This window comes from Corallococcus sp. CA049B (assembly GCF_003611685.1).
Taxonomy (GTDB): domain Bacteria; phylum Myxococcota; class Myxococcia; order Myxococcales; family Myxococcaceae; genus Corallococcus; species Corallococcus coralloides.
The window spans coordinates 22,753-29,326 of sequence record NZ_RAWC01000104.1 but is presented as its reverse complement, the minus strand read 5'-3'; the positions used below and the strand labels follow the sequence as shown (position 1 = coordinate 29,326).

6 protein-coding genes are annotated in these 6,574 nt (G+C 68.9%); 3 read left to right on the top strand and 3 right to left on the bottom strand.

The window, feature by feature from the left end; all coding sequences use genetic code 11:
- Positions 1-151 precede the first annotated feature (151 nt).
- The 3 genes from D7W82_RS22315 to D7W82_RS22305 all read right to left on the bottom strand — a co-directional run bounded on the left by D7W82_RS22315 (position 152) and on the right by D7W82_RS22305 (position 2,455).
- Entirely contained in the window at positions 152-565 is a 414-nt protein-coding gene (locus tag D7W82_RS22315; protein ID WP_120620276.1) for a hypothetical protein, read from the bottom strand.
- 50 nt (positions 566-615) lie between these two features.
- Positions 616-1,659, bottom strand: coding sequence for a diguanylate cyclase (locus D7W82_RS22310; RefSeq protein ID WP_120620275.1), 1,044 nt, complete (start codon positions 1,657-1,659; stop codon positions 616-618).
- A 175-nt stretch (positions 1,660-1,834) separates the two neighbouring features.
- Entirely contained in the window at positions 1,835-2,455 is a 621-nt protein-coding gene (locus tag D7W82_RS22305; protein WP_120620274.1) for a tRNA (guanosine(46)-N(7))-methyltransferase TrmB, read from the bottom strand.
- A gap of 81 nt (positions 2,456-2,536) precedes the next feature.
- On the opposite strand from D7W82_RS22305, the gene D7W82_RS22300 reads away from it, so the two are divergent.
- The 3 genes from D7W82_RS22300 (at position 2,537) to D7W82_RS22290 (ending at position 6,532) form a co-directional block, all read left to right on the top strand.
- Positions 2,537-3,463 carry a bifunctional riboflavin kinase/FAD synthetase gene (locus D7W82_RS22300; RefSeq protein ID WP_120620273.1) on the top strand — a complete coding sequence of 309 codons (927 nt, stop codon included), beginning with the start codon at positions 2,537-2,539 and terminating at the stop codon, positions 3,461-3,463.
- A 207-nt stretch (positions 3,464-3,670) separates the two neighbouring features.
- A complete protein-coding gene (pilB, locus tag D7W82_RS22295; RefSeq protein WP_014399076.1) occupies positions 3,671-5,371 on the top strand; it encodes a type IV-A pilus assembly ATPase PilB in 1,701 nt (566 codons plus the stop codon).
- A 48-nt stretch (positions 5,372-5,419) separates the two neighbouring features.
- Complete coding sequence (locus D7W82_RS22290; protein WP_120620272.1) at positions 5,420-6,532, top strand: type IV pilus twitching motility protein PilT; 1,113 nt, start codon at positions 5,420-5,422, stop codon at positions 6,530-6,532.
- Positions 6,533-6,574: the final 42 nt, after the last annotated feature.

Genomic DNA, 6,574 nt, shown 5'->3' with positions numbered 1-6,574 from the left:
GGGGGTGGGGGCAGTCGAGGACGGCGTCACCGGGCCGCCGGGCGTGGAGCCCGGCCTGCGGATGACTTCGACTGCGGGGAGCACCCGCCGTGTCTTCCTGTCGTTCACGGTTGTACGTTACCTGATGCGCGAAAGCCGGGCATGCCCGGGCTCACGGCTGGGGGGATGCTGAAAAGTCCACCTTCCACCCGGACGGTTCCCTCACCATCCGGACCTCGCCCGACCTTCCCGCCGAGCGCACCACCAAGGTCGCCACGTCGCCCTCCTGCCGGAGCAGCGAAACCTCCTGAACATCCGGCGGCACCGGGACATTCGCGAAGAACAGCGGGAGCGGCTCCGGCTTCACCATGCCCCCCGACGCGTCGCTGACCTCCTGCGCCCGCGCCTTCAGGACCTGCTGGGTCTGTTGTGACAGCCCGGCGTAGGCCTTGGGCAGCTCTCCGCGCTGCACGTGCCGGTGGAACGTCTGGTAGGCCCCCACGGGGGTGTCCGGCTGCAGCCGGCTGCAGCCGCCCAGGGAGAGGAGGGCGAACAGCAGCCAGGTCGTCATCGCGAGCGGGCGCATGGGTCCTCCGATTTAGGTCAAACCGCCGCCGTGGGGAAGCAGGAGGTGCGTCACGCCGCGTGCTGGTGGACGCGATTGCGCCCCGTTCCCTTGGCGGAATACAGGCTCGCGTCCGCCGCGCGCAGCAGGGCCTCCGTGCCCGGCAGGTCGTCCGCGGGCACCGTCGCCACGCCCAGCGACGCGGTCAGCTTCACCTCCTGCGACATTCCGTCCGGCGACGTCCACGTCAGCTCCAGCCGCTCGATGGCCTCGCGCACCCGCTCGCACGCCCGGAGCGCGTCCTGGGGAGCCGCCTCCGGCAGCAGGGCGATGAACTCCTCGCCGCCGTAGCGGGCCAGCAGGTCCACCTCCCGCAGCGTCGCGCGCGCCGTGTGCGCCACCGCGCGCAGCACCTCGTCCCCGAAGGGGTGGCCGAACGTGTCGTTGATGCGCTTGAAGTGGTCGATGTCCAGCATCACCAGCGACAGGGGAGAGCGGTACCGGCGCGAGCGCATGAACTCCTCGCTCAGCCGCTCCTCGAAGTAGCGCCGGTTGTACAGGCCCGTGAGCGCGTCCGTGCGGCTGAGCGCGAGCAGCTCCTGCCGGCGGCGGTCCAGCTCGCGGTTGGCCCACTCCAGCTCGCGGTTCTTCTCCAGGAGCGCGTCCTGCAACGCCTTGAGCCGCAGCATGGACTTCACGCGCGCGCCCAACTCCAGCATGTCGAACGGCTTCACCAGGTAGTCGTCCGCGCCCAGCTCCAGCCCCTCCACCTTGCCCGCCGCCTGCCGGGCCGTCATCAGGATGACCGGGATGAAGCCGAAGCCGCCCTCGCCCGCGTTCGCCTTGACGATGCGGCACACCTCCACGCCGCCCAGGCCCGGCATCTCCACGTCCATCACGATGAGGTCCGGCCGGCCCGCGCGGATGGCGGACAGCGCCTGCGCCCCGTCCAGCGCTTCCTTGAAGACGTAGCCGTGCGGGGCCAGGCCCTCGCGCACGTGGCGGATCTGCGCCGGATCATCGTCCACGATGAGCACGGTGCGCCCGGAGAAGTCGTTGGCGGGTCCGCTCCTGCGCACGCCCTCCGGCATCCGTTTCCTTTCGGCTTCCGGCATGAGGCGCCCACCCCCCAACAGGATGCGGTCGTGGCCCGACGTCGCGAGTGTCCCCTGGGGCCAAAACCCCGTGGGTGGATTCTCCTCCGGGTGGAGGGCGCTGCCAAGGGCCCTGGCGGGCACCCCAGGGACACGCGTCCGCCGGGCGTCCAGGGCCTGACAGGCGCCGGCGGAGCTAGGGCGCGGATTTCACCAGGCGTGCGCGGTACACGGGCTCCCCGGACGCCAGGTAGCGCCGCTCGCGGGTGGAGGGCACCTCCTCCGGGTCGTACGGGTGGAACACCCCGGCGCCCAGCGGGTTGTGGAAGCCCGCCGCCTCCAGGATTTCCAGCATGGCCACCGCGCGGTCCTGCACGTCGGTGCGCATGTCGAAGCGGCCGCCGGGCTTGAGCAGCCCCAGCATCACCTTCGCGAAATCGGGCTGCACGACCGCCCGCTTGGCGTGCGAGCGCTTCCACCACGGGTCGGGGAACTGCAGGTGGATGACGTCCAGCGACCCGGGGGCGAAGATGCGCGGCACCACGAAGCGCGCGTCGGATTCGACGACGCGCAGGTTCTTCAGGCCCGCCTTCTCCGCGCGCATCTGCGTGTCGCGCGCGTACTTCTTGCGCCACTCGAAGGCCACGAAGCGCACGCCGGGGTTGCGGCGGCAGTACTCCAGCGCGTGCCCGCCCGCCCCGGAGCCGATCTCCAGCTCCAATGGGCCCGTGAAGCCGAACTCCGCGTCCCAGTCCGGGGGCGCTTCCAGGGGGACGAACTTGAGGCCGACCGGATCAGGGAGCAGGGCAGGGCGCATGGCGGGAACGGGGGGCCTCTAACCATGGAGCCGCGTGGGTTGGCCAGGGCAAAAGCGCGCGGGGTGCTATAGGGGAGGGCCATGAAGGTCTTCCAGTCCGTGTCCGAGGCGGGCCGCCAGCTTCAGGGGCAGGCCCTCGCGCTGGGCAACTTCGACGGCGTGCACGTGGGCCACCAGGCCCTCTTCGCGGAGGCGCTCCGCCACGCCCCCGCGAACGCGCTCACCTTCCAGCCCCACCCGGGCAAGGTGCTCCAGCCGGACCTGGCGCCCAAGCTGATTACGCTCCTGCCGCGCAAGCTGGAGCTGCTCGCCGCGTGCGGCCTGGCCCACGTGGTGGTGCAGTCCTTCACCCGCGACTACGCGCGCTCCACGCCGCAGGACTTCGAGGCCGCCCTCTTCGACACGCTGGGCGTGGGCCACGTCGTCGTGGGCAGCGACTACACCTACGGCGCCCAGCGCGCCGGCACCGTCACCACGCTGCGCGACGCCGCGGCGAAGCGGGGGGCCCGGGTGCACGTCGTGCAGCCGGTGAACGTGGACGGCGTCGTCGCGTCCTCGTCGCGGATCCGCGAGTACATCCTGGAGGGCAGGGTGGGCGCGGCCAGGCGCCTGCTCGGCCGCCCGTTCGACCTGGACGGCACGGTGGTGTCCGGCGCGGGCCGGGGGCGCACCATCGGCTTTCCCACCGCCAACGTGGACACGCAGAACGAACTGCGGCCCGCCCCCGGCGTGTACGCCATCCGCGTGCGCCTCCTGGCGGAGGCCGAAGGGCCCTGGCGGCCGGGGGCGGCCAACATCGGCGTGAAGCCCACCTTTGGCGGCACGGAGGTCACCATCGAGGCGCACCTCCTGGACTTCTCCGGCGACCTCTACGGCAAGGAGCTGCGGGTGCAGTTCCTGGAGCGGCTGCGGCCCGAGCAGCGCTTTGGCTCCGCCGCCGAGTTGGTGGGTCAAATCAAACGCGACGTGGAGGCCGCCCGCACCGTGGTGGCCCGGGGCGACGGGTAGGGCTGTCGCGCCCTCTGGAAAGGGGCTCCGGACAGCAAGGGAGCACGCCAGGGCGCCTTGACAGGCCGCGCATCGGTTTCCTCTAATCCGGGAGGATCCGTGCCAGGGCTTCAGGCCCCTGTAGCATGGCCTCATTCCCCCCGCGGGTCCCGCTGACAGCCGGGGCTCTGGCTGTTCCCTCCTCACGCTCAAAGAGGCATCCCAGAAATGTCCGGTCGACTCGGTGAATTGCTGGTGCGCGAGAACCTCATCTCCGTCCAGCAACTCCGCAAGGCGCAGGAGGAGCAGCAGAAGAGTGGCGCGCGCATCGGCACGGCGCTCATCAAGACGGGCGCCATCGAGGAGTCGAAGCTCACCGACTTCCTGTCGAAGCAGTACGGCGTCCCGGCCATCAACCTGAAGGACTTCGACATTGATCCGGACATCATCAAGCTCGTGCCCAAGGAAGTGGCCGAGAAGCACCTGGTGATCCCGGTCAACCGCGCGGGCCCGTCCCTCATCGTGGCCATGTGCGACCCGTCCAACATCTTCGCGGTGGACGACCTGAAGTTCCTCACCGGCTACAACATCGAAGCCGTCGTCGCGTCCGAAATCTCCATCCGCGAATCCATCGAGCGCTACTACGCGGAGAAGGGCCCCTCGCTGGAGGACATCGTCGGCGACGTGGGCGACGACATCGAGGTCGCCAAGGAGGAGCAGGAGAACGTGGATGAAATGGCCAGGGCCGCGGATGACGCGCCCGTGGTCAAGCTGGTGAACCTCATCCTCATGGACGCCATCAAGAAGCGCGCGTCCGACATCCACATCGAGCCGTACGAGAAGGACTTCCGGGTCCGCTTCCGCATCGACGGCGTGATGTACGAGGTGATGCGCCCGCCCATGAAGCTGCGCAACGCCATCACCAGCCGTCTGAAGATCATGGCGTCGCTGGACATCTCCGAACGGCGCCTGCCGCAGGACGGCCGCATCAAGATCAAGATCGGCGGCGGCAAGGAGATGGACTTCCGCGTGAGCGTGTGCCCCACGCTCTTCGGCGAGAAGGTCGTGATGCGCTTGCTCGACAAGAGCAACCTGCAGCTGGACATGACGAAGCTGGGCTTCGACGCGCAGCCCCTGGCCTGGTTCAAGGAGGCCATCGACCGGCCCTACGGCATGGTGCTGGTGACGGGCCCCACGGGCTCCGGCAAGACGACGACGCTGTACTCCGCGCTCTCCAGCCTCAACGACGTGGGCACCAACATCTGCACCGCGGAGGACCCGGTCGAATTCAACTTCGCCGGCATCAACCAGGTGCAGATGCACGAAGACATCGGCCTGAACTTCGCGGCCGGCCTGCGCTCCTTCCTCCGCCAGGACCCCGACATCATCATGATCGGTGAGATCCGCGACTTCGAGACGGCGGAGATCGGCGTGAAGGCGGCGCTCACGGGCCACCTGGTGCTCTCCACGCTGCACACCAACGACGCCCCAGGCACGGTCAGCCGTCTGCTCAACATGGGCATCGAGCCGTTCCTCGTGACGGCGTCGCTCAACCTCATCCTCGCCCAGCGTCTGGCGCGCCGCCTGTGCCCCGCGTGCAAGCGCCCCGCGGAGAAGGTGGACGAGCAGGCCCTCATCGACGCGGGCATCCCGCCGGACAAGATGGGCACCTTCACCATGTACGAGAAGGTCGGCTGCCGCGAGTGCAACGACCGCGGCTACCGCGGCCGCGTGGCCATCTACGAGGTCATGCCCTTCTGGGACGGCCTCAAGGAGCTGGTCATCAACGGCGCCTCCGCCGCGGAGCTCAAGCAGGAGGCCATCCGCCTGGGCATGAGCAGCCTGCGCATGAGCGCGCTCAAGAAGCTCATGGACGGAATGACGACGCTCGAAGAGGTCGTGGGCAACACCGCGCCGGACCGCTTCTAGTCACCCCACCTCCTCCCCCCACTTCTTCCTCCGACAGGACACGCATCCGTGGCCAACCTGCACCAGCTCCTCAAGGCGATGGTCGAGAAGGGCTCTTCCGACCTCCACATCACCACCGGCTCGCCGCCGCAGCTCCGCGTGGACGGTGAGCTCGTCCCGCTCAAGACGGCGCCGCTCACGCCCGTGGAGACCAAGCAGCTCTGCTACTCCATCCTCACGGACGCCCAGAAGCACAAGTTCGAGGAGGAGAACGAGCTGGACCTGTCGTTCGGCGTGAAGGGCCTGTCGCGCTTCCGCGCGAACATCTTCATGCAGCGCGGCGCCGTCGCCGGTGCGTTCCGCACGATTCCCTTCAAGATCCTGACGTTCCAGGAGCTGGGCCTGCCGCCGGTGGTGGCGGAGCTGGTGAAGAAGCCGCGCGGCCTCATCCTGGTGACGGGCCCCACGGGCTCCGGCAAGTCCACCACGCTGGCCTCGATGATCGACAAGATCAACACCGAGCGTCATGAGCACATCATGACCATCGAGGACCCCATCGAGTACCTGCACCCGCACAAGAACTGCCTGGTGAACCAGCGCGAGGTGGGGGCGGACACGCGCAACTTCAAGACGGCCCTCAAGTACATCCTCCGCCAGGACCCGGACATCGTGCTCGTCGGTGAGCTCCGCGACCTGGAGACCATCGAAGCGGCGCTCACCATCGCGGAGACGGGCCACATCTGCTACGCGACGCTGCACACCAACAGCGCGGTGCAGACCATCAACCGCGTGCTGGACGTGTTCCCCCCGTACCAGCAGCCCCAGGTTCGCGCGCAGCTGTCCTTCGTGTTGGAGGGCGTGATGAGCCAGGCGCTCGTCTCCAAGGTGGGCGGTCCGGGCCGCGTGCTGGCCCTGGAGGTCATGGTGCCCAACCCCGCCATCCGGAACCTCATCCGCGAGGACAAGGTCCACCAGATCTACTCCTCCATGCAGGTGGGTCAGGCGAAGTACGGCATGCAGACGTTCAACCAGGCGCTGGCCGCCCTTCTGGCGCGCCGGCTCATCTCCCAGGACGAGGCCTTCGGCCGTTCCTCCGACCCGGAGGAGCTGCGCAACATCCTCGCCACGGGCGGTGGGCCGGGTGGAGCCCAGCGGCCGGCCGGGGGAGCGGGTGCCCGTTAGTTTTGGGGCATGAAAATCACAGGTTAGACTCCTCGCCCTCCC

Bases quoted from the DNA above. Each gene is read 5' to 3' on its own strand.
- D7W82_RS22315 (WP_120620276.1), bottom strand. From the start codon at position 565: ATGCGCCCGCTCGCGATGACGACCTGGCTGCTGTTCGCCCTCCTCTCC.
- D7W82_RS22310 (WP_120620275.1), bottom strand. From the start codon at position 1,659: ATGCCGGAAGCCGAAAGGAAACGGATGCCGGAGGGCGTGCGCAGGAGC.
- D7W82_RS22305 (WP_120620274.1), bottom strand. From the start codon at position 2,455: ATGCGCCCTGCCCTGCTCCCTGATCCGGTCGGCCTCAAGTTCGTCCCC.
- D7W82_RS22300 (WP_120620273.1), top strand. From the start codon at position 2,537: ATGAAGGTCTTCCAGTCCGTGTCCGAGGCGGGCCGCCAGCTTCAGGGG.
- pilB (WP_014399076.1), top strand. From the start codon at position 3,671: ATGTCCGGTCGACTCGGTGAATTGCTGGTGCGCGAGAACCTCATCTCC.